Genomic DNA, 22,242 nt, shown 5'->3' with positions numbered 1-22,242 from the left:
CAGAGATTTGGTCGCGAAATTTCTGGTAAGATAGAAGAAAAGTGATTAAAAATAGAAAAAAGGAAAGAAAAGTGAGGCTTATATGCAAATTTTCCCCCAAAACTTGTGGCTATGTCGGGAAAGTTTTGTAATTTTGAAGCGGATTTGGTGTATGCCATCTCCAAGACATATTAGAATATAAAGAGGCGTTATGCTTATCTTGTAACTTTGGAAACCTGAGAAATTTTCAAAAAGAGATACAATGGTAGCATAGTGGTTCTCACGCATAGCGTGGGCTACTATTACTATATCTGTATCTCAGGGTTTTCTCAGGACCTCCAAAGTTAGGTGTGGTATATGTAGACCACGCTTCTTGTATATGAAAGTTTAACTAATAAATAATGAGATTATGAAAGTAATTTTAAAGAAAGCCGTTGTGGTTGTTACCATAGGAATGATGGCAATGCTACAGTCTTGTTCTAGTAATGACGACCTGGATGGTTACACTCCTACTAATTTTAATGTAGCTGGTAAAGTAGAAAAAGGTCCTTTTGTTAGAGGTACAGCCATTCAAATGCAGCCTTTAGATGCTGACCTAGATGAAACAGGTGAATCTTTTACTTCTACGATTACAGATAATGAGGGTACTTTTACTTTTGGATCTAAATTGTTAAAGTCTCCCTATGTAAAACTGTCTGCTTCTGGATATTATTTTAATGAAGTAACTGGCGAACTTTCTAAAGGAACCTTGGCTTTAAATGCTGTTGCTAATCTTCAAAATGCAGCTGATGTGAATTTGAATATTCTTTCACATCTTAAGTATCAGAGAGTTATGGATTTGGTAGCTAAGGATGGTAAGTCATTTAAGGAAGCAAACAATCAGGCACAAGAAGAAGTTCTCAAGACTTTTGGTCTCGAAAAGTATGCCAAGACTGATGTTAATCATTTCTCGATTACTTCTGGTACTGATGAAGCAGCAGCTCTTATTGCCGTGTCATCTTTAATTCTGTACAATCGTTCTGAAGCACAAATTACTGAATATTTATCTCAACTTTCAGAAGAGTTTGCTGAGGATGGTAATTTCTCAGAAACTACCAAACTACAAATTCGTAAAGATATGTTCTCTTTGGAAAGCAAATTGCCTCAAATAGCAGAGAATATCAAGAAACGCTATCAAGAGATGGGTAAAGAGGTTGCCGTTAAGAATCTTATCTATTTTTTCGATTGGGATGGAGATGGAACTGCAGGAAATGAAATTGCGCCTGAAAATCATCCTGTCAGTTTGGAAACAAATAATATCAATGTACCTATGGAAGGTGGAAGCTATGAGGTAAAGGTAAATACAACTGTACCTGTTTACTTAGAGCGACCAAGTATTCCTGGTGATGATATATACGATAATTCGACTTCTGTTTTGGGAATGAAAATTTATGAGACCGGAAGTGGAAGTGAACCTTGTATCAACTATTCTAAAGAATTGAATAATAATATCTTAAAGGTGGTTGTAAAGGCTGCCTCTTTTAGAAAGGAACAAGCTGTTTCAATTCCTTTATATGATGGTATGGGTAATGAAGTAGCTTGCTTGAACTTAACTCAGCAAGCTAATCCTAATGCAGAAATCATAGTACCTCGCCTCGGAAGTGTTGGTATCAGTTTGGTTTCTGATTTTATGAGTAGTTTGTCTGAAGCTGTAAACCTTGAGGCGGGGATGAATTATCGTTATACAAAGATAATAAATGATTTTCGTTTTGTTGCTCCTATTAGTAGCAGTGAACCGAATATCCGTAAGTGTTGGAATGATTCATACCAAGCGCTGAATATGATTGCAAGGTTGTATAGAGCAGATGCCATGTATAGGGCAGTATATTCTCCTTATCTGAATGTTTATCGAGATTTGTGCTACTATCAAATGTTGATTTGGTGGGGTGGTGTAGTTGTGATGCCTAATGCAGGTTTTGAAGGTTATGCAGATTCTTATGTTCCAAGAACATCCGAATCTAGTATTTTACAAATGCTGGAAGAAGAACTGGTAGAAGCAATAAGAAATTTGGATGAAAAGAAATGTGTAGCTTTTGCAACCAACGCCAATGATGCTTTGTTTGTATCGAAGGATGTGGCTCGTATTCTTTTGGCGAAAGTATATATGTATCAGCAAAAATGGGCTGCAGCTAGTAATCTTCTCCAACAAGTTGTTGACAAAAATATATACTCTATGGAAAAAGTTCCAACAAAATATACATCTGAAAGCAAAGATTTGATATTGGCTTTGAAGGTTGGCAATGAGTCAAGAGCCTCTAGGGTAAATGTAGACGGAAGTCCTGAAGAGGTAGTACCTATTATGACTACTACGGATGTCAAGCTTTTATATGCTGAATGCGAAATTCACTTGGGTAACAATGCAAAGTCTTCAAAATATATTTCAGAAGTAGATAATGTGAATGGTATTTCCGGAACAAGTGTTTCTGTTGAAGGAATTAAACAACTGAGGAAGTCTCTTAAATTGCAAGACTATTTTGCTTTCTTGAAAAGAAATGGTTTGGCGATGAAAGAACTCGGATTAGAAAAATATCAGTTGCTTTTACCTATTCCTCAAAATGGAATAGATATGAATCCAAATTTGACTCAAAACCCAGGGTATTGATATACAAAAATAGGGAGCGTTGATATTTCATAACGTTCCCTATTTTCTTGAAATAGACTCTGGTAGTCTAGTCTGTAAAGTCTTATTTTATGATAACAATTAGCCCTAAGGCTCTGATAATTGGCTACAAAGATATTGAATACCGTAAAGGATTTTAGATAAAAATATGCTTGAACAGGGGCGGTAACTCGTTTTTTAAGGCCGTTACCGCCCCGTTTCAAGCATGTTTTGTTGAATTGCGGTTCTATTTTTGCAGTGATATATTGTTAATAATCAGAAAAATGCTTGTTTTCTGAAATATTATCTGTATCTTTGTACATTAATTATTAAGAGTAAGATTATGGCTTCAAAGAGATATCCTTTGGGAATACAAACGTTCTCCGAAATCGTGAAGGGGAATTACTTCTATGCTGACAAGACGGCTATCGTCTATCAGTTGGCTCATTATGCCAAATTTCATTTTCTGAGTCGCCCACGTCGATTCGGAAAATCCTTGTTTGTATCTACCCTCCAGGCTTATTTCGAGGGTAAGAAAGAACTGTTTAAGGGCCTTGCCATCGAACAGATGGAGAAGGAATGGACGGCATATCCTGTCATCCACCTGGATCTGAGCTGTGGTAAATATTATAGTTTGGAGAATACATATTCAATTCTAAACGGAATACTAGAAGTGGAAGAGAAAAAATATGGTTTAAAAGTTAATCCAATAGATGAGAAGTCTTTTGGAGGTCGTCTTAAGAACATCTTGCTTGCAGCAGCTGCTCAAACAGGTAAACAAGTTGTTGTTCTCATCGACGAATATGATGCTCCAATGCATGATTCTGTCAGTGACGAAGACTTGCAGAAGACCATCCGCAATATCATGCGAGATTTCTTCAGCCCCTTGAAGCAGCAAGAGGGAAACATCCGCTTTGTATTCATCACAGGCATCTCCAAGTTTAGCCAGCTCAGCATCTTTAGCGAGTTGAACAATCTCAAGATTCTCACGTTGAAGGATGAATACAGTAGCTGTTGTGGTATTACCAAGAGTGAATTGACTCAGTATTTCCGTGAGGGAATCGAGGAGATGGCTGAGCATAATGGACTCACTTATGAGGAGACCTTGCAGCAACTCAAGCAGCATTATGATGGCTACCACTTCAGTATCAATAGCGAGGATATCTTCAATCCTTACAGCATTATCAATGCTTTGGATGATAAGGAGTTTAATAGCTATTGGTTTACATCTGGTACGCCTACGTTCCTGGTGGAGTTGTTGCAGCAGAAGAATTTGGATATGCTCAATCTGGATGATCTGTGGGTTAATGACGATCGTTTTGATACCCCTACTGAAAAACTTACAGACCCGATTCCTGTTCTTTTCCAGAGTGGTTATCTTACCATTAAAGGATATGAGCGAAGGGGAAAATTGTATCATCTCTGTTTCCCAAATCAAGAAGTAAGACAAGGCTTCTCGAAAAGTCTCGTCAGGTATTATACTGCGCAAGACATGAACAGATATGATGCCATCGTGTATGCTTATTCCAAGAATGTGCTCATCAATGATGACATGGAAGCTTTTATGCCTCATTTGAAGGCATTCTATGATAAGTTCCCATATACGATTATCAACAATAATGAGCGTCACTATCAAGCCGTGATATTCACCATCTTCACCATGCTTGGCGAAGATGTAAAGGTGGAGCATACCACTTCGGATGGAAGAATAGACCTTGTTCTCAAGACGGATAAGAGTATCTTTATCTTTGAGTTGAAATATAAGAAGTCTGCCGACATCGCCATGGCGCAAATCAGCGATAAGAACTATGCCAAGGCTTTTGCCGATGATGAGCGAAAGGTTGTGAAAGTGGGTATTAACTTCTCGGAAAACCAGCGAAGTATAGAGGATTGGGTGATAGAATAAATGAAATAGAAGAAAGTTGGTGACCTTCATCAGGTGTATGTCACCACACTATATAGATAAAAATATATCTGAACAGGGGCGGTAACTCGATTTTTTAGGTAGTTACCACCCCAATTCAAGCATGTTTTGTTCTTTTGTACAGTAGCAGAACTTATATAATCACCGCCGTTCCGCTGCATGTTACCATCAGCATGGAGCCGCTCTTTCCCACGGTTTCGTAATCCAGGTCGATGCCCACGATGGCGTTGCAGCCCAGGGATGCGGCACGGTCGGCCATCTCTCTGAGGGCTGTATCCTTAGCCTCGCGGAGGGTGCTTTCGTAAGAACCGCTTCTGCCGCCGATTACATCACGGACACTGGCAAAGAAATCCTTTACAAAGTTGGTACCGATGATGGTTTCGCCGGTCACTACGCCACGGTATTCACGGATAGGGTGGCCTTCTATGGTTGGAGTTGTACTTAAAATCATAATCTTTTCCTTTCTTTTTTATGTTATTATCAATGTTATTTATAGCTTAGACGATAAAAGTAGTGAAAAGGTTGCAGAAAATCCAAAAATAATTGCTATTTTTGCATCGTAAATATAAATATTAATAGGTTATATGAACAAGAGATTGATGTTTTCGGCAGCACTCGTGATGGCGCTGCTTTCGGCAAACGCTCAGAAAAGGGCGTTTACCATCGAGGATTTGTACAGGGTGAAGGGCGTATCTTCGGTGAGCCTTTCGCCTGATGGTAAGACGGTTTGCTATACCGCCAGTTCTTCTGACCTGAAGAACCAGAAGTCTGGCTCCGACATCTACATCATGAATGCGGATGGCTCTCACGCCAAGGCTCTTACCGAGGATGGAAAGAGCAGTTCTGCCGTATGGAGCAAGGATGGAAAGAGTATCTTTTTTACTAATTATGAGAAAGGGACGGCTCAAATCTTTCGCATGGATCTGACTACCTGCGAGACGGAACAGATAACAGATTATGAGTTGGGTATCGGTAGTCCTGTCATCTCTCCGGATGAGCGATACATTGCCTTTACCGCAGAAGTATATCCCGACCTGGGAGCTGATGCCAAGGCTAACAAGGCCCGGATGGAGAAAAAGGAGCAGGGACCTGTGCAGGCGCATATCGCCGACAAGTTGCTCTACCGTCATTGGACGAGCTATAATGATGGCAGATGCAATCACCTTATCCTTTTCGACACACAGACGAAGACTTACAAGGATCTGACTCCGGGTAATTATTCGCTGATATTCGTGGTTGGGGGTGGAATCACCTATCAATTCTCTCCTGACAGCAAGGAAATCTGTTTCGTATCCAATCATGATGAGCATCAGGAGGCTAGCACCAATGCCGACCTGTGGACGGTATCTGTGAATGGGGGAGAACCGGTCTGCATCACGAAGGAGAACAAGGCTTGGGATGGTACTCCAGCCTATTCGCCTGACGGCAAGTATATCGCTTACCGCTTGCAGCAAGTGCCTGGTTATGAGTCTGATCGCTTCCGTCTTGCTATCTACGACCGGGCTGCAAAGAAGTCTACCATCCTGACAGAGAAGTTTGACAACTGGGTAGATGATTACAAATGGGCTCCCGACAGCAAGAGTATCTTCTTCCTCGGGCAGGTACAGGGCGCTGAGCCGCTCTACAAGCTCGATATAGCCAGAAAGACCATCTCGCCGGTATTGACGGGCAAGGCCATCTCTGAGTTTGATTTCGACAATAAGGGTATGGTATATTATACCTATAGCACGACAGGCAAGCCATCGGCTCTCTATCGCCAGCAGATGAAGAAGTGGAATGGAACTCCTGTAGCCAGCGGCAAGGAACAGCAGATAACCTTCCTCAACCAGAAGTTGGAGGATGAGGTGGATATCCGTCCATCTGAGAGTATCTGGGTAGAGGGTGCTGGTGGCGACAAGGTACAGGTATTCATCGTGAAGCCACACAACTTTGATGCCAGCAAGAAATATCCGCTTATCATCAATGTGCATGGCGGACCACAGATGCAGTGGATGAATTCCTTCCGTGGCGACTGGCAGGTTTATCCTGCTGCCGGTTATGTGGTGGCTTATCCTAATCCTCACGGTTCTACGGGATATGGTCAGGCTTTCACCCGTGCCATTTCCGGTGATTGGGGCGGAAAGGTATTTGAGGATGTGATGAAGGTTACCGATAAGATGGCAACTCTGGAATATGTTGACTCCACGAGGATGGGAGCGATGGGATGGTCGTATGGCGGTTACATGATGAACTGGCTGCAGGGACATACCAAGCGATTCAAGTGTCTGGCTTCCATGATGGGTGTATATGACTTGCGCTCTATGTGGGGCAGTACTGAGGAAGTATGGTTTCCTAACTTTGAGTTAGAGGGACAGCCTTATAATTCCGATCTTTACGAGAAGTGGTCGCCATCCTCATACATCAAGAACTTCTCAACACCAACCCTCGTGATGACGGGCGAGCTGGACTATCGTGTACCGTATACCCAGAGTTTGCAATATTTCACAGCTTTGCAGACCCTGAACATTCCTTCGCGACTGATAGTCTTGAAGTATGATGGTCACTGGCCAAGCAACCTGAAGTCGATGCCGCTCTATTACAACGCGCACCTCGACTGGTTCCATCGTTATCTTGGCGGTGCTTCTGCACCTTGGGACACAGAGAAAATGGTGAATAATGAGATAGATTACTAAGATGCCCTATATATAATAAGGTGTAGAAAACCAAAATAAAAAAGCTCCATTCGCAAACTGATACGAATGGAGCTTTTTTCTGATAATTAAAAACTTACTTTGTTTCCTGTTCTTCCTGCATGTCCAGATACTGGTTGTCCTTGTCGTAGAATTCGTACTGGAGGAATGCCAGTTTCTGGGAAGGAATCACATTGAAGCCGAAACCATACTTAAACTGCCATCTGCGCTTCAGGGAAATGAAGCCCTTGTTGATGAAGGCAGCCACGTAAGGATTCACATACAAAGTGAATTTCTTGACGCCGATCTTGTTGACTAGGCGGTCGATTTTTCTTTCCAACTGGTCGGTAAAGAGGATGCTAGACTTAATCTTGCCCGTACCGAAACAGGTAGGGCAGGTTTCATCTACATTCACATCCATAGCCGGACGTACACGCTGGCGTGTAATCTGCATCAGCCCGAACTTGCTCAATGGCAGGATGTTGTGCTTGGCACGGTCCTTCTGCATGTTCTTACACATGCGCTCATAGAGCAACTGTCGGTCTTCGGCAAGATTCATGTCGATGAAGTCGACAACAATGATACCTCCCATATCTCGGAGGCGCAATTGTCTAGCCAACTCATCAGCAGCACCGAGGTTAACATCCAGTGCATTTGCTTCCTGACCTTTCTCACGAGTTCTGTTACCACTGTTTACATCGACAACATGCAAGGCCTCGGTGTGCTCGATGATGAGATAAGCACCATGCTTGTAGTTAACAACACGACCAAAGCCAGCTTTAATCTGCTTGGTAATGCTGAAATTGTCGAAGATAGGCACCTTACCGGTGTAGAGCTTAACTATGCCCGCCTTTTCAGGGGCTATTAGAGAAACATAGTTCTTCACCTCGTTCATCACATCTTCGTTGTTCACGTAGATGTTCTCGTAAGATGGGTTAAACAAGTCACGCAAGAGAGCAACGGCTCTTCCGGTCTCCTCGAATGCAAGTTGCGGGCGCTGCTGGGTCTTCTGTACCTTGGCGATAGCATCCTCCCATCGCTTCACCAGGACTTTCAGCTCAGCATCGAGCTCAGCGACCTTCTTACCCTCAGCCACAGTGCGGACGATAACGCCGCAATTCTTTGGTTTGATGCTGTGAATGAGTTGTTTGAGTCGGGAGCGTTCTTCACCGCTTTTAATTTTCGACGAGACAGAAACTTTATCACCGAATGGCATGAGTACCAGGTATCGGCCCGCGAATGAGATTTCGCCTGTGAGTCGAGGTCCCTTGGTAGAGATTGGTTCCTTTACGATTTGTACCAGCACTTCCTGTCCTGCTTTGAGTACATTCTGTATGCTGCCGTCCTTTTCCAATTCAGGCATTTTGCTGGCTTTAGAGAATGGGAAAAGTTTCTTTCTGTCGCTCTGTACTTGTTTAAGGTACTTCTGGTAGGAATTAAAATGACTTCCTAGGTCAAGATAATGAAGAAAGGCGTCGCGTTCATAACCTACATCCACGAAGCAGGCGTTAAGACCCGGCATCAGTTTTTTTACCTTTGCGATGTAGATGTTGCCCACAGAGAACGATGCTTCACGAGGTTCGTTCTGGTATTCCACCAGCTGCTTGTCCTCCATGAGTGCGATAGAGATGTCTTTCTGTTGGACATCAATTACAACTTCGCTTGTCATATCTTCAATAATCTTTTTACTTTAAATTAATACAAAAAAAGGGTATGTCATTCCATATCTGAACTGACACACCCCCTCAGTCACGAACTGACCGAGAGCTATAGTAGACTAGCTACAATGCTAGCTTACTTGCTCTTATGTCTGTTCTTACGTAATCTCTTTTTACGCTTGTGAGTAGCCATCTTGTGGCCCTTCTTTTTCTTTCCGTTTGGCATGATTTTAAAATTTTAAAATATTGTTATTATAAAAAATGATATTTCTCTCTTCCTGTCCAGCAGTATTACTGAGCGTTCTGCATCTCCTCGATGAAGCTCTTTGATGGCTTGAAGCTTGGCAAGTCGTGAGCTGGAATGGTGATGGTTGTATTCTTAGAGATGTTACGGGCAGTCTTAGCAGCACGATGCTTGATGTTGAAGCTGCCGAAGCCACGCAAGTATACATTGTCCTTCTTTTCGATGAGGCACTTCTTAACCTCTTCCATAAAAGCCTCTACTACAGTACCTACTTCTTTCTTAGGCATACCAGTAGCGATAGCTACCTCATTAATGATATCTGCTTTGGTCATTTCTTTATTTTTTACTAATTTTACTTGTTAATCTTTATTTCGGTGTGCAAAGATACAAGTTTTTTATGATATAACAAAATACTTAAGGCTTTTTTTGCAAAAATAATGCTCTAAGTATTTGCATATAAGGTTTTTATTGCGTATTTTTGCACCAAAATAGAGAAATTATGAGATTTAAGAGATATTTTTTGGCTTTGATGATGGTTGCCTTTCATGCATTGGCGTTGACGGCTGGGGAGGTCTGGACGGCGAAAAATGTACCGATTCCTTTCCTCAGGGATTCTACGCAATATGTTTCCGACCCGGATGGATATGTTGATAAGGCTCAGAAGGATTCTGCCAATTTCTATCTTCAGAAACTGAAGTTGGAGTGTGGCGTACAGAATGTGCTCATCATTGTGGGAAAGGTTGACAACCAGGATGCCTTCCGGATGGCGCAGGATGTGGGCAACCAATATGGTATCGGTTACAAGAAGAGCCGGAGAGGACTGGTTATCGTCATCGCGGTGGAGGACCATAAGTACTTTATTGCTCCAGGAAGTGGACTGGAGGGGGAGTTGACCGATGTGGACTGCGATGATATTGCCCGGGCTTGCATCGTGAAGTATATGCGTGAAGGCAATCCGGGCGAGGCAGTAGCATCTGTGAGCCGTGCTATATATAATAAGGTGAAAAGTGGACGGACGGGAATTGCGGATGTTGATGAAGGTTCGGTTAATGACGAAGAGGACTGGTTCCTGGTCATTATCCTGTTCCTTATCTTCTTCGGTATTCCTATCTATCTGTTTATCAGGTATATTCTGGAGATGCTCGGCATTGTGAAGCCAAGACCGAAGAGCAATCAGAGAAACCAGTCTCGTAGGAGAAACAATGACGATGACTGGATACCTCCTTTCTTTATGGGAGGTGGCGGTTCTTCCGGCGGCGGTTTCTCGGGCGGTTCTTTTGGCGGAGGCTCCTTTAGCGGAGGCGGCTCTGGCGGAGGATGGTGATGCCTTTGATAGTTAATAGTTTATAGTTTAGAATTAATAATTAATAATAATGACAATGGAACAGACAATGAATTCAAACATGCAACCGGCAAAAAGAGGTATAAAGAAAAGTTGGATTATCCTGGGCATCATAGTTGTGCTGGTACTATGGATGTTCAGTGGTTATAACGGATTGGTAGAGAAACAGGAGTTGGCTACCACAGAGTTGGCTAATGTTCAGACTCAGTATCAGCGTCGTGCAGACATGATGCCACAGTTGGCAAAGATCGTAAAGGCTTATGCCAAGCATGAGAAAGAAACCTTTGCCGAGGTAACCAAGGCTCGTGCTGCTGTTGGTCAGGTAAAGCTGGATGCCAATAATCTTACTGAGGCTAGCCTGAAGAAGTATGCTGCAGCACAGGGCGAGTTGGCGAATGCATTCTCCAAACTGATGGTAGTAGCCGAGAAATATCCTGAGTTGAAAGCCAGCGAGAACTTCAAGGCTCTTCAGGTTCAGGAAGAGGGTACGGAAAACCGCATCAGTGAGGCACGTCGCAAATATAACGAAGCCGTCCAGAACTATAACCAGACGGTTAGGAAAATGCCTAGTGCCCTTATCGCCGGCCTCTTCAATTTCAATGTGATGCCTAAGTTTGAGGCAGCTGCAGGAGCTGAGAAGGCGCCAGACTTGGATATCTAATTTAGAATTGATCATTAAAAATCCTGTTTTTCAACGGGATTAATAGATTTGTTATCTAGTCAATGGGAACGAGAAGTGTCCCATTGGCTAGATTTTCTGTTTTATGCGCTTTCAATTTGAAAGTAACTTAATATTTTATATATATTTTGTATTTCAGATGCTTTTTATTTCAGAAATTCTTTGTATCTTTGCACGCAATTTAAGAAATATGGTAGAAATACCGCAAACATTGAAATTTCAATAAGGTAAATTACAAATATGAAACAAACAAAGATTGTCGCTTCCATCAGTGATCGTAGATGTGATCAGAATTTTATCCGAAAACTGTTTTTCGCCGGTATGAACGTTGTTCGTATGAATACTGCTCATGCCACAGAAGAGGGTATACGCACCATCGTAAAGAATGTAAGAGCCGTGTCTCCACATATTGGTATTATGATTGATACCAAAGGTCCTGAGGTGCGAACTACAGATGTGAAGGAACCTATCCACTACAATGTTGGTGATGTAGTGAAAATCTTTGGACGTCCGGAAATGGAGTCTTCTCATGATATTGTGAATGTGAGCTATCCTGACATCGCAGCCGATGTTAAGGTAGGTGATGATTTGCTCTTCGATGATGGTGAACTCGATATGAAGATTATCGACAGCCAGGGGCCTATGCTGGTTGCCGAGGTTCAGAACGAGGGAGTGCTCGGGGCTCACAAGAGCGTGAATGTGCCGGGAGAGCATATCGACCTGCCTGCACTGACAGAGAAAGACCGCCGGAATATTGAACTCGCTATCGAGTTGGATATTGATTTCATCGCTCACTCTTTTGTGCGCAATGCAGCCGATGTGAAGGCAGTTCAGGATATCTTGGACGCTCACAACAGTGATATCAAGATTATCTCAAAGATAGAAAATCAGGAAGGTGTTGATAATATTGACGAGATTATTGATGCCTGCTATGGTATCATGGTTGCCCGTGGTGACCTGGGTATCGAGGTGCCAATCGAGAGAATTCCAGGCATCCAGCGCCGCATCATCTCTAAGTGTGTGAAGGCGCAGAAACCGGTAATCGTTGCTACACAGATGTTGCATACCATGATTAAGAATCCACGTCCTACCCGTGCAGAGGTAACCGATATTGCCAATGCTATCTTCTATCGCACCGATGCGCTGATGCTTTCTGGTGAAACAGCAAGCGGAAAGTATCCTGTAGAGGCTGTGCAGACCATGGCCCGTATTGCTGAGCAGGCAGAGAAGGATAAGTCTCCACTGAATGATATTGACCCAATGGAAGATGGTAAGATTGACCAGAAGCTCTTCCTGGCTCATGCTGCCATTGAGGCTACTAAGAAGTTGGGTGTTGCCGGTATTATTACCGATGGTGAGACTGGTCAGACTGCACGCGACCTGGCAGCCTTCCGTGGCCCAAATCCGGTATTGGCAATCTGCTATAAGGAGAAACTCCAGCGCTGGTTGAATCTGAGCTATGGTATTATTCCAATTCATCAGAAGGATCAGGTTTCTACCAAGGCTATGTTTACCGCAGCGGTACGTATGCTTCGCCAGAAAGGCTACTTAGGTGAGGAGGATAAAATTGCTTATCTGAGCGGTAGCTTTGGAGAGGGGGGAGGCACAACCTTCGTTGAGATTAATAAAGTGAAGAAGATTTTCGATAACAGTTATAGCTTTAATTTGCCATCAAATGGCATCGAAGATAAGTAAAAAAGGCTATTATTTCAAAAAAAAATAGACGTAAATAGAATTATTGGTGCAAAAATTTGCAGTATTCAAAAAAATACCGTAATTTTGCACCAATATTTTAAAACGAAAATTTTAGAAAATGAAAAAACTCGTTAGTTCAGTTTTAGTCGCTTTGACTATACTCTTAGTACTTGGCAGTTGTGGAAGTACTAAGAATGTAGCTTATTTCCAAAATGCAGATTCTATCAGCTTGGCTGCTTCAAGAATGCTTTATGAAGCCAAGATTATGCCTAAGGACGAACTTACAATTACAGTAATTACAACAGATCCAAAGGCTGCCATGCCTTTCAACCTCTCTGTCTCTCAAACATTGGGTACAGGCGGACAGCTGAGTTATGGTAGTGGTTCCCTGCAAGGATATCTGGTTGATAATGATGGTAATATTGAGTTTCCTGTTGTTGGAACCTTGCATGTCGGTGGTTTGACCAAGAAGCAGGCTGAAGATCTCATCAAGAATAAGGTGAAGCCTTATCTGGCAGAAAAAGAAAATCCTATTGTTACGGTTCGCATGGGCAGTTACCATGTATCTGTATTAGGTGAAGTAGAAAAGCCAGGAATTATTTATGCTCCACAGGAGAAGATGAGTATTCTTGAAGCTTTGGCACAGTGTGGCGACTTAACCATCTATGGTAAGCGTGACAATGTATTATTGATTCGTCAGGATGCAGCAGGAGAGAAGCATACTTATCGTATGAACTTGAATGATGCAAATATTATTAATTCACCATTCTATTATCTGCAGCAGAATGATATTATCTATGTAGAACCAAATAAGGTGAAAGCTCAAAACTCATCTATCGGTTCATCTACTACATTGTGGTTCTCTGCCGTTGGAACATTGATTTCTATTGCATCATTGATTGTCAATATCTTGCGATAGCAGGTAATAGGTGGGAGTAAAATCAGGATACTACAAAAATAATAATATATATGTGTGGCATTGTAGGATATTTAGGTAAGGGTGAGGCTTATCCTGCTCTTATCAAAGGTTTAAAGCGTCTGGAATATCGTGGATATGATAGTGCAGGCGTGGCTCTTATCAGTAATGATGGTGCTTTGAACGTTTACAAAGCAAAGGGTAAGGTGGCAGATCTTGAAGCGTTCTGCTCTGATAAGGATATTTCGGGACATGTGGGTATTGCTCATACTCGTTGGGCTACCCATGGAGAGCCTTCAGCTGTAAATGCTCACCCGCATTATTCCTCTAGCAAGAACCTTGCCATGATTCATAATGGAATCATAGAAAACTATGCCGATATCAAGAAGAATCTCATTGCTAAGGGAGTAGAGTTTAAGAGCGAGACGGATACTGAGGTTCTCGTTCAGCTGATTGAATATATTCAGATAAAGAAAAATCTCGACTTGCTGACTGCCGTTCAGGTGGCTCTCCGTCAGGTAATCGGAGCCTACGCTATCGCTATTCTTGATAAGCGTAACCCTAATCAGATCATTGCTGCCCGTAAGCAGAGTCCGTTGGTTGTAGGTATCGGAAAGGATGGTGAGTTTTATCTCGGTTCTGATGCCAGTCCTATCATCGAATATACAGATAAGGTGGTTTATCTGGAGGATGGTAACATCGCTGTGATGCGCCTCGGTGAGGAATTGCAGGTGGTGAACATCCAGAACGTTAAACTCAACCCTGAAGTACAGACCGTAGACATTGATCTCGGTCAGATAGAGAAGGGTGGTTTCCCTCACTTTATGTTGAAGGAAATTTTTGAGCAGCCAGAGTGCCTTCGTAACTGTATGCGTGGCCGTGTAGTTAGCCGCACAGTGGAAACTCGCGTAATGACTGATGGCGACGATACAACCAGCAAGAAGGAGACAGAGATGGGTGTCGTGCTCAGCTCCATTACCGACCATCGCCAGCAGCTTCTCAATGCCAAGCGAATCATCATCGTGGCTTGTGGTACATCATGGCATGCCGGACTTATCGGCAAGCAGATGATAGAGAACTATTGCCGCATCCCTGTAGAAGTGGAATATGCATCTGAATTCCGTTACCGTAATCCTGTGGTAACGAAGGACGATGTCGTCATCGCCATTTCCCAGAGTGGTGAAACCGCTGATACCCTGGCTGCCATCAAGCTTGCCAAGGAGAGCGGTGCGTTTATCTATGGTATCTGTAACTCGATAGGTTCTTCCATTGCCCGAGAAACAGATACAGGTACCTATATTCACGTAGGTCCGGAGATTGGTGTTGCCTCTACCAAGGCGTTCACTGGTCAGGTTACCGTCCTTATCCTTCTGGCACTTGCCATCGGTAAGGAGAGGGGAACCATCAGCGAAAATGAATATCAGAAGATTACAGAACAGCTTTGGAACATTCCTGCCAAGATGAAGGAAGTGTTGAAGCTCAACAATAAGATAGCTGACTTGAGCCGTACGTTTACATACGCTCGCAATTTCATCTATCTGGGCCGTGGATTCCAGTATCCTGTGGCCCTTGAGGGTGCATTGAAGTTGAAGGAGATTAGCTACATCCACGCTGAGGGTTATCCTGCAGCGGAGATGAAGCATGGTCCTATCGCATTGATTGACAGCGATATGCCAGTGGTAGTTATTGCTACCCACAACTTCATGTACGAGAAGGTCTTGTCTAATATTCAGGAGATTAAAGCCCGTCAGGGTCGTGTTATTGCTATTGTCAGCAATGGCGATGAAATCATTTCCAAGATTGCCGACGAAGTGATTGAACTCCCTGAGACCTTGGAGTGCTTGGAGCCATTATTGGCTACCATTCCTTTGCAGCTCTTGGCTTACCATGTAGCTGTATGTAAGGGCAAGGACGTTGACCAACCTAGAAACTTGGCCAAGTCAGTTACTGTAGAATAATATATAAAGGGATTCGTCATTTCTTGACGTTTCCCTTTTTTTGGAGGGGAATCCCTCGGATAGGTATATTCAAATTTAACTAAATAAGATAAGGATAATAGAGAGATGGAACCATTGAAACATGAGTGTGGTGTAGCAATGATCAGATTGCTCAAGCCACTGGAGTATTACCAGCAGAAGTATGGTACTTGGATGTACGCACTCAACAAACTCTATCTGATGATGGAGAAGCAGCACAACCGTGGCCAGGAGGGTGCTGGTATGGCTTGTGTCAAACTGGGCGGTAAGCCTGGTCATGAGTATATGTTCCGTGAGCGTGCAGAGGGCAAGAATGCCGTGACCGAAATCTTCGGCAAGGCGAATGCCAACTTCAAGAGCCTGACTCCCGAGCAGCTTGCTGATGCAAAGTTCGCTAAAGAGGAACTGCCTTTTGCAGGCGAACTTTATATGGGACACCTGCGCTACAGTACCACCGGAAAGAGTGGTATTCAGTATGTGCACCCATTCCTGCGACGTAACAACTGGAAGGCGAAGAACCTCTGCCTTTGTGGTAACTTCAACATGACCAACGTAGATGAAATCTTCGAGGAACTGACCAAGCAGGGCCAGAGTCCTCGCATCTACAGCGACACCTACATCATGCTTGAACTGATGGGGCACCGTCTGGACAGAGAGGTGGAGCGCAACTTCGTAGCTGCAAAGGCGATGGAGATGCAGAATACCGATATCACCAACTATATAGAAGACCACGTGAAGATGAGCAATGTACTCAAGACCACGATGAAGAACTTTGATGGCGGTTATGTGGTTTGCGGTATCACCGGTTCGGGTGAAATGTTCTCTATGCGCGACCCTTGGGGCATCCGTCCTGCGTTCTATTACAAGAACGATGAAATCGTGGTAGTAGCCAGCGAGCGCCCTGTACTCCAGACCACCTTCGACCTGGAGGCAGAGGAAGTGCAGGAACTGATGCCGGGCACGGCGCTTCTCGTGAAGAAGAACGGAGAGTGCAGCATCGAGCGCATCATGGAGCAGAAGGGCGATTCAGCCTGCTCATTCGAGCGCATCTACTTCAGTCGTGGTTCCGACAAGGATATCTATAAGGAGCGTAAGCAGTTGGGGGAGCAGTTGACCCAGCCTATCCTGAAGGCTGTGGATTATGATGTAGACCACACCGTGTTCAGCTATATCCCGAACACTGCCGAGGTGGCTTACTATGGCATGTTGAGCGGTTTCAAGAAGTATCTTAATGAGACCAAGATTGAGCAGATTGCCAACCTCGACCATGTTCCTTCAAAAGAAGAATTATACGAAATCCTCGGCGACTTCGTCCGCTCAGAAAAGATAGCATGGAAGGATATCAAACTCCGTACCTTTATCACTGAGGGCAACAGTCGTAACGACCTGGCGAGCCATGTGTATGATGTAACCTATGGAAGCATTGAGCCGAATGTGGATAATCTTGTCATTATCGATGATAGTATCGTGCGCGGTACAACCCTGAAGGAGAGTATTCTCCGCATCCTCGACCGTCTGCATCCTAAAAAGATCGTAGTGGTTTCCAGTGCCCCTCAGATCCGTTATCCGGATTATTACGGTATCGATATGGCAAGACTGGAAGAGTTCTGCGTGTTCCGTGCTGCCATCCAGCTTTTGAAAGAGCGCAAGATGGAAGACCTTATCGAGCAGACCTATGAGGCTTGCAAGGCAGAACTGGCAAAGCCAAAGGAGGAGCAGATCAATCCGGTACGCTCCATCTATAAGCCATTCAGCACCGAGGAAATCAACGAGAAGATAGTAGAGATGCTTCGCCCAGAGGGCATGACTACTCCTATCCAACTCGTATTCCAAAGCATCGAGGGCTTGCGCGAGGCGATTCCAAACCACAAGGGCGACTGGTATTTCACCGGTCATTATCCAACCCCAGGCGGCACGAAGCTCTGCAACCAGTCGTTTGTAAACTACATCGAAAACGTTTATCATAAATAAGTGAATAGAGAAGAGCGAAGAGTGAAGAATTCATTTGCTCTTATAAGTATGAAATAAAAGAATCAAATGTCAGATATGAAAAAAGTAACCTTAGTTTTGAGCGATGGAACCAAGTTCCATGGCAAATCTTTTGGATATGACGCTCCTGTAGCGGGCGAGGTTGTGTTCAACACAGCCATGATGGGATATCCAGAGAGTTTGACCGACCCTTCTTACGCCGGTCAGTTGATGACACTTACATTCCCTCTCGTGGGCAACTATGGTGTGCCACCATTTACTTTTGAGGAGAATGGTTTGCCAACCTTCATGGAGAGTGACAAGATTTATGCTTCTGCCATCATCGTGAATGATTACAGCGAGCAGTACAGCCACTGGAATGCAGTGGAGAGTCTTGCCGACTGGTTGAAGCGCGAAAAGGTGCCAGGAATCACAGGCATCGACACCCGTGAGTTGACTAAGGTGCTTCGTGAGCATGGTGTGATGATGGGTAAGATTCTCTTTGATGATGAACCAGACAACATCCCTGAGGCAAACTACGAGGGTGTAAACTTCGTTGACCAGGTGAGCTGCAAGGAGATTATCCGTTACAACGAGGGTGCCGGCAAGAAGGTGGTTCTCGTTGACTGCGGTGTGAAGGCAAACATCATCCGTTGCCTCATCAACAGAGGCGTAGAGGTGATCCGTGTGCCATGGAATTACGATTACACCGATATGGACTTCGACGGCCTGTTCCTGGCAAATGGTCCTGGTGACCCGGATATGTGTGAGGATGCAGTAAACATTATTCGCAAGCAGATCAGTCAGAGCCGCAAGCCTATCTGCGGTATCTGTATGGGTAACCAGTTGCTTTCTAAGGCAGCCGGTGCTACTATCTACAAGTTGAAGTATGGTCACCGTTCACACAACCAGCCTGTGCGCATGGTAGGAACCAACAATTGCTACATCACCTCTCAGAACCACGGTTATGCCGTTGATGCCAAGACATTGGGCAACGACTGGGAGGAGCTTTTTGTAAATATGAATGATGGCTCTAACGAGGGTATCCGCCACAAGGTGAACCCTTGGTTCTCAAGCCAGTTCCACCCAGAGGCTTGCTCAGGTCCTGTGGATACAGAGTTCATGTTTGATAAGTTTGTAGAAACACTTAAATAATTAGGAATAAAGATGAAAGACGAAAATATAAAGAAGGTGCTCCTCTTAGGTTCTGGAGCCTTGAAGATCGGTGAAGCAGGTGAGTTCGACTACTCAGGTTCGCAGGCCCTGAAGGCATTGCGCGAGGAAGGTATCGAGACTGTGCTCATCAACCCGAATATCGCAACCGTACAGACATCAGAAGGTGTTGCCGACCAGATTTACTTCCTGCCAGTGCAGCCATACTTCGTAGAGCGTGTCATCCAGAAGGAGAAGCCAGACGGAATCCTCCTCAGCTTCGGTGGTCAGACAGCCCTCAACTGTGGTGTGGAACTCTATCGCCAGGGCATCCTGGAGAAATATAATGTCAAGGTATTGGGTACTCCAGTACAGGCTATCATGGATACTGAGGACCGTGAGCTCTTCGTAGAGAAGCTGGATGAAATCAACGTGAAGACCATCAAGAGTGAGGCTTGCGAGAACATCGAGCAGACCCGCAAGGCTGCTGCTGAGCTCGGTTATCCTGTCATCATCCGTGCTGCTTACGCCTTGGGTGGTCTCGGTTCCGGTTTCGCAGACAACGAGGAGGAGCTGAACAAACTCGCTGAGAAGGCTTTCTCTTTCTCTCCACAGGTATTGGTAGAGAAGAGTTTGAAGGGCTGGAAAGAGATTGAGTATGAGGTGGTTCGCGACCGTTACGACAACTGTATCACAGTTTGTAACATGGAGAACTTCGACCCACTGGGAATCCATACTGGTGAGAGTATCGTCATCGCTCCATCTCAGACCCTGAGCAATGCTGAGTATCATAAGCTCCGTGCCCTCGCCATCAAGATTATCCGTCACATCGGAATCGTGGGTGAGTGTAACGTGCAGTATGCCTTCGACCCTAAGAGCGAGGATTATCGTGTAATCGAGGTGAATGCCCGTTTGAGCCGTTCATCAGCCTTGGCATCTAAGGCTACTGGTTATCCTCTTGCCTTCGTTGCAGCCAAGCTCGGTATGGGCTACGGTCTGTTCGAGTTGAAGAACTCAGTAACCAAGACCACATCTGCCTTCTTCGAGCCAGCATTGGACTACGTAGTTTGTAAGATTCCTCGTTGGGACTTGTCTAAGTTCCGTGGCGTAGATAAGGAGTTGGGTTCATCTATGAAGTCAGTAGGTGAGGTAATGGCCATCGGCCGCAACTTCGAGGAGGCCATCCAGAAGGGTCTTCGTATGATTGGTCAGGGCATGCACGGTTTCGTAGAGAACAAGGAGCTTGAAATCGATGATATCGATGCAGCTTTGCGCGAGCCAACAGATAAGCGTGTGTTCGTGATTTCAAAGGCAATGCACAAGGGTTATACCGTAGATCAGATTCACGACTTGACCAAGATTGACAAGTGGTTCCTTGAGAAGTTGAAGCACATCATCGACATCGACGAGGCGATGAAGAAGTGCAACATCAATACCATCGGTCAGGCTCTGCTCCGTTCTGCTAAGGTTTACGGTTTCACCGACTTCCAGGTTGCTCGTGCCGTGGGCTTGGAGCAGGAGTTGGGCAACATGCACAAGGCAGCCCTGCTGGTTCGCAACAAGCGCAAGAGCTATGGCATCCTGCCTGTAGTAAAGCAGATTGATACCCTGGCAGCAGAGTATCCTGCCCAGACCAACTACCTCTATGTAACTTATGCAGGTGTGAAGAGCGACATCACCTTCGAGAACGACCACCGTTCTATCATCGTACTCGGTTCGGGTGCTTACCGCATCGGTTCTTCCGTAGAGTTCGACTGGTGTGGCGTTCAGGCATTGAACACCATCCGCAAGGAAGGCTGGCGCTCAGTGATGATCAACTACAACCCAGAGACCGTATCTACCGACTACGATATGTGCGACCGTCTCTACTTCGACGAGTTGACCTTCGAGCGTGTGATGGATATCATCGAGATGGAGCAGCCTCATGGCGTCATCGTATCTACCGGTGGTCAGATTCCAAACAACCTGGCTATGCACCTGGATGCACAGAACGTGCCAATCCTGGGTACTGCTGCCAAGGACATCGATAACGCTGAGGACCGTGCCAAGTTCTCTCAGATGTTGACCAACAACGGCATCAACCAGCCAGAGTGGAGCGCCCTGACCTCTATGGAGGACATCGACAACTTCATCGAGCGTGTAGGCTTCCCTGTATTGGTTCGTCCAAGTTACGTTCTTTCTGGTGCTGCGATGAACGTATGTTCTAACGAGGAAGAGCTGAAGCGATTCCTGCAGTTGGCTGCCAACGTGAGTGAGGATCACCCAGTGGTAGTAAGTAAGTTTATCGAACATGCCAAGGAGATTGAGATGGATGCTGTGGCAAAGAATGGCGAGGTGATTGCCTATGCGATTTCTGAGCACATCGAGTTTGCCGGTGTTCACTCAGGCGATGCTACCATTCAGTTCCCTCCTCAGAAGTTGTATGTTGAGACAGTTCGTCGTGTGAAGCGAGTAGGTCGTCAGATTGCCAAGGAGTTGCACATCAACGGTCCGTTCAACATCCAGTTCATGGCTCGTGACAATGATATTCTCGTTATCGAGTGTAACTTGCGTGCCAGCCGTTCGTTCCCATTCGTAAGCAAGGTATTGAAGATCAACCTCATCGAGTTGGCTACCCGCGTAATGCTCGGTTTGCCAGTAGAGAAGCCACACAAGAACCTCTTCGATCTCGACTATGTAGGTATCAAGGCATCTCAGTTCAGCTTCAACCGTTTGCAGAAGGCAGACCCAGTATTGGGTGTGGATATGAGCAGTACGGGTGAGGTAGGTTGCTTGGGCGACGATACATCTACCGCACTTCTGAAGAGTATGCTTTCTGTGGGTCATCGCATTCCAGCCAAGAACATCCTGCTTTCTACAGGTTCTGCTAAGCAGAAGGTAGATTTGCTCGATGCAGCCCAGATGCTGGTTAAGCATGGTTACAAGCTGTATGCAACCGGTGGTAGTAGCAAGTTCCTCACCGAGAATGGCATCGAGAACACCCGTGTGCTCTGGCCATCAGAGGAGGCAGAAGGCGGTGCACCAAAGGCTTTGGAGATGCTCCACAATCACGAGATTGATATGGTAGTGAATATTCCAAAGAACTTGACCAGCAGTGAGTTGAGCAATGGTTATAAGATTCGCCGTGCAGCCATCGACCTGAACGTGCCATTGATTACCAACAGCCGTCTGGCGAGTGCGTTCATCTATGCATTCTGCACCACCAAGCTCGAGGATATCGATATCAAGGCTTGGGGAGAGTATAAATAATGTTTAGTGATTATTTATTAGTGATTAAGAATTGACAGTTAAGTCATTCTTGATGATTCCCAAATAGAAAAATCCCTGCTGTAGGAAAGGCTTCCTATGGCAGGGATTTCTTATTTGAACAAAAAAGCAGTGAAAACTTTGGTTGTTTCAAAA

Annotated in this window: 13 protein-coding genes and 1 pseudogene; 11 read left to right on the top strand and 3 right to left on the bottom strand. The window is 44.7% G+C overall.

Features of this window, described 5'->3' with window-relative positions; genetic code table 11:
* Positions 1–388 precede the first annotated feature (388 nt).
* Together FO447_RS07045 and FO447_RS07040 are read left to right on the top strand one after the other, a co-directional pair.
* Positions 389–2,620 (top strand): RagB/SusD family nutrient uptake outer membrane protein, encoded by a 2,232-nt coding sequence (locus tag FO447_RS07045; RefSeq protein WP_200758246.1) that lies wholly within the window; start codon positions 389–391, stop codon positions 2,618–2,620.
* A gap of 340 nt (positions 2,621–2,960) precedes the next feature.
* Positions 2,961–4,523, top strand: coding sequence for an ATP-binding protein (locus FO447_RS07040; RefSeq protein ID WP_200758244.1), 1,563 nt, complete (start codon positions 2,961–2,963; stop codon positions 4,521–4,523).
* A gap of 151 nt (positions 4,524–4,674) precedes the next feature.
* On the opposite strand, the gene FO447_RS07035 is transcribed toward FO447_RS07040, so the two are convergent.
* A complete protein-coding gene (locus tag FO447_RS07035; protein WP_117587376.1) occupies positions 4,675–4,992 on the bottom strand; it encodes a heavy metal-binding domain-containing protein in 318 nt (105 codons plus the stop codon).
* A 133-nt stretch (positions 4,993–5,125) separates the two neighbouring features.
* Here FO447_RS07035 and FO447_RS07030 point away from each other — a divergent pair, with 133 nt between their 5' ends.
* On the top strand, positions 5,126–7,213 hold the full coding sequence (locus FO447_RS07030) for a S9 family peptidase (RefSeq protein WP_200758242.1): 2,088 nt from the start codon (positions 5,126–5,128) through the stop codon (positions 7,211–7,213).
* Positions 7,214–7,307: 94 nt separating this feature from the next.
* Here FO447_RS07030 and FO447_RS07025 read toward each other — a convergent pair whose 3' ends face one another.
* A complete protein-coding gene (locus tag FO447_RS07025) occupies positions 7,308–8,879 on the bottom strand; it encodes an Rne/Rng family ribonuclease (RefSeq protein ID WP_117692278.1) in 1,572 nt (523 codons plus the stop codon).
* 280 nt (positions 8,880–9,159) lie between these two features.
* Positions 9,160–9,456, bottom strand: a pseudogene (locus FO447_RS07020) (HU family DNA-binding protein); the annotation flags it as partial.
* Positions 9,457–9,611: 155 nt separating this feature from the next.
* Between FO447_RS07020 and FO447_RS07015 the strand changes: the two are divergent.
* The 8 genes from FO447_RS07015 (at position 9,612) to carB (ending at position 22,089) form a co-directional block, all read left to right on the top strand.
* Complete coding sequence (locus FO447_RS07015; protein WP_118063790.1) at positions 9,612–10,436, top strand: TPM domain-containing protein; 825 nt, start codon at positions 9,612–9,614, stop codon at positions 10,434–10,436.
* 55 nt (positions 10,437–10,491) lie between these two features.
* The gene (locus FO447_RS07010; protein WP_228114265.1) at positions 10,492–11,115 is read left to right on the top strand and encodes a LemA family protein; all 624 of its coding nucleotides are present in this window, start codon (positions 10,492–10,494) and stop codon (positions 11,113–11,115) included.
* Between the two features lie 258 nt (positions 11,116–11,373).
* The gene (gene pyk, locus FO447_RS07005; protein WP_200758240.1) at positions 11,374–12,828 is read left to right on the top strand and encodes a pyruvate kinase; all 1,455 of its coding nucleotides are present in this window, start codon (positions 11,374–11,376) and stop codon (positions 12,826–12,828) included.
* 118 nt (positions 12,829–12,946) lie between these two features.
* Entirely contained in the window at positions 12,947–13,747 is an 801-nt protein-coding gene (locus tag FO447_RS07000; protein ID WP_117692284.1) for a polysaccharide biosynthesis/export family protein, read from the top strand.
* A 50-nt stretch (positions 13,748–13,797) separates the two neighbouring features.
* A complete protein-coding gene (gene glmS, locus FO447_RS06995; protein ID WP_200758237.1) occupies positions 13,798–15,702 on the top strand; it encodes a glutamine--fructose-6-phosphate transaminase (isomerizing) in 1,905 nt (634 codons plus the stop codon).
* 105 nt (positions 15,703–15,807) lie between these two features.
* Complete coding sequence (locus FO447_RS06990) at positions 15,808–17,691, top strand: amidophosphoribosyltransferase (RefSeq protein ID WP_006847423.1); 1,884 nt, start codon at positions 15,808–15,810, stop codon at positions 17,689–17,691.
* Between the two features lie 75 nt (positions 17,692–17,766).
* Entirely contained in the window at positions 17,767–18,843 is a 1,077-nt protein-coding gene (carA, locus tag FO447_RS06985; protein ID WP_040553026.1) for a glutamine-hydrolyzing carbamoyl-phosphate synthase small subunit, read from the top strand.
* Between the two features lie 12 nt (positions 18,844–18,855).
* Positions 18,856–22,089, top strand: coding sequence for a carbamoyl-phosphate synthase (glutamine-hydrolyzing) large subunit (carB, locus tag FO447_RS06980; protein ID WP_200758235.1), 3,234 nt, complete (start codon positions 18,856–18,858; stop codon positions 22,087–22,089).
* The last annotated feature ends 153 nt before the right edge of the window (positions 22,090–22,242 follow it).

It is taken from the genome of Segatella copri, assembly GCF_015074785.1.
Lineage (GTDB): Bacteria > Bacteroidota > Bacteroidia > Bacteroidales > Bacteroidaceae > Prevotella.
The sequence above is the reverse complement of the archived record's forward strand: the minus strand, read 5'-3'. Positions and strand labels throughout refer to the sequence as shown.

What these genes read in the sequence shown, in the direction of transcription:
- carA (WP_040553026.1), top strand. Translation starts at nt 17,767, where the DNA reads ATGAAAAAAGTAACCTTAGTTTTGAGCGATGGAACCAAGTTCCATGGC.
- FO447_RS07030 (WP_200758242.1), top strand. Translation starts at nt 5,126, where the DNA reads ATGAACAAGAGATTGATGTTTTCGGCAGCACTCGTGATGGCGCTGCTT.
- FO447_RS06990 (WP_006847423.1), top strand. Translation starts at nt 15,808, where the DNA reads ATGGAACCATTGAAACATGAGTGTGGTGTAGCAATGATCAGATTGCTC.
- FO447_RS07000 (WP_117692284.1), top strand. Translation starts at nt 12,947, where the DNA reads ATGAAAAAACTCGTTAGTTCAGTTTTAGTCGCTTTGACTATACTCTTA.
- FO447_RS07025 (WP_117692278.1), bottom strand. Translation starts at nt 8,879, where the DNA reads ATGACAAGCGAAGTTGTAATTGATGTCCAACAGAAAGACATCTCTATC.
- FO447_RS07015 (WP_118063790.1), top strand. Translation starts at nt 9,612, where the DNA reads ATGAGATTTAAGAGATATTTTTTGGCTTTGATGATGGTTGCCTTTCAT.
- carB (WP_200758235.1), top strand. Translation starts at nt 18,856, where the DNA reads ATGAAAGACGAAAATATAAAGAAGGTGCTCCTCTTAGGTTCTGGAGCC.
- FO447_RS07010 (WP_228114265.1), top strand. Translation starts at nt 10,492, where the DNA reads ATGGAACAGACAATGAATTCAAACATGCAACCGGCAAAAAGAGGTATA.
- FO447_RS07045 (WP_200758246.1), top strand. Translation starts at nt 389, where the DNA reads ATGAAAGTAATTTTAAAGAAAGCCGTTGTGGTTGTTACCATAGGAATG.
- FO447_RS07040 (WP_200758244.1), top strand. Translation starts at nt 2,961, where the DNA reads ATGGCTTCAAAGAGATATCCTTTGGGAATACAAACGTTCTCCGAAATC.
- FO447_RS07035 (WP_117587376.1), bottom strand. Translation starts at nt 4,992, where the DNA reads ATGATTTTAAGTACAACTCCAACCATAGAAGGCCACCCTATCCGTGAA.
- glmS (WP_200758237.1), top strand. Translation starts at nt 13,798, where the DNA reads ATGTGTGGCATTGTAGGATATTTAGGTAAGGGTGAGGCTTATCCTGCT.
- pyk (WP_200758240.1), top strand. Translation starts at nt 11,374, where the DNA reads ATGAAACAAACAAAGATTGTCGCTTCCATCAGTGATCGTAGATGTGAT.